The 1476-nt window shown below is 40.6% G+C and carries 1 protein-coding gene; it reads left to right on the top strand.

Features of this window, described 5'->3' with window-relative positions; translation table 11 throughout:
* Positions 1-1145: PD-(D/E)XK nuclease domain-containing protein (locus T489_RS0112270; protein WP_031580305.1), on the top strand; the 1145-nt coding region annotated here is incomplete at its 5' end.
* Positions 1146-1476 lie beyond the last annotated feature (331 nt).

Here is a 1476-nt window from a genome sequence, read left to right as displayed (position 1 = left end):
CCATTAAGGCTGCAACAGCAGATGGAGACTGCATTGCCAAAACCTTTATTACCGGAGTATCATCCGTATCTCTGGATTCTCTTACCTCCGGATTTAATATTGCACGCAATGTTACTTCCCGAGCCTGCTTTAATGAATATGCCGGCTTTACTGAAACGGAACTCGCAGCTCTGATTCCACAACTCGTTGATACCAGACAGATTGACATGAGTCCGGAAGAAATTATTGCCAAAATGAAGCCGGTATATGACGGTTACTGTTTCAGTCAAGAATCTGAGCATACGGTTTTCAATTCATCTATGTGTCTGTACTATCTTGATGAAATGCGGGTTAAGGGACATTTTCTCCCTCCGGAGGATTATCTGGATCCTGCATCAGACCATGACGGCTCCAAGTTGCAGCAACTGTTTGAAATTGCCGAACCCGGTCTTGCAGACACGATTATCAATACCTACCTCAGCGGTAACAGTTTCTTCATTAAAGATCTGGCGGAAAACATCAACCTGAATAAAACAACAAGATATGATCGTATTCAGCTTCTGTCAATGCTCTACTATCTAGGATATCTTACTATTGATAAAACACTCTCACGAATAGGAAGGCTTGCTCTTAAGATTCCGAATCTGTTCATGTCAAAGCTCTTTGCTCAGTGCACTGCTGCCTTGCGATTAAAACCAAGCAAAGTGTTCTCTGATTCCGTACTTGATATATCAGCACTACAGAATGTTCAAGATGACATCAGTTCATTCGCATCATCATGCACTGAATTTCTGAGCGGAATTTTCACCAATCAGGTACTGACTCACATGAGTGAAATGGCTCTTAATCTGACACTCTTCACCAAGATGGATTCTATGGACGTAGTGTTTTCAGAAATGCAGAAATCACTCCGGGTAGTCGGAGACGGAGAGAAATTTGCAGATCTGGTGATTACCGTCAATGTTGGTCAGGATAATGAATGCATCTATCTCTTTGAGCTTAAATACGTCACCAAGACAGATGCTACGGAAGCAAAGATTCAAAACACTGTAAAAGATGCAACCGAACAGGTTCAGAGATATAAATCAGCGCTGGAGTTCCGGGACAGGCAGGTTAAGGCCTATGCCATGGTATTTGTCGGTTCCGAGTGTGTGTACTGCGGGTAACAAAATTAATTTTAAGCTCATGATCATATTAGAGTGCCCCCCGAAAGTTGAACAAAACTTCGGGGGGCACTCTAATATGATCATGAGCTTTTTTATTGTATCTAAGAATACTTTTGTCTTCATTTCCATAAACATTCCATAAAACAGTCGTCGATGTTGATATTTGGGGCAAATGTCTTTAATATTTGATAGTAGCGGTTTAAGTTTGTTTGTCTCTTTGTGCAAAAAGAGTAATTAATTACTCGAGATTCCCACTTGTTTTAAAGTGAAAATAACAACATAACCCATATCCTAGGCGGTTTGGGTGTTTTTTAAAAACATGTATTGATTT

Origin of the sequence: Ruminobacter sp. RM87, assembly GCF_000701925.1 — a bacterium.
GTDB classification, from domain to species: Bacteria; Pseudomonadota; Gammaproteobacteria; order Enterobacterales; family Succinivibrionaceae; genus Ruminobacter; species Ruminobacter amylophilus.
The sequence above is the reverse complement of the archived record's forward strand: the minus strand, read 5'-3'. Positions and strand labels throughout refer to the sequence as shown.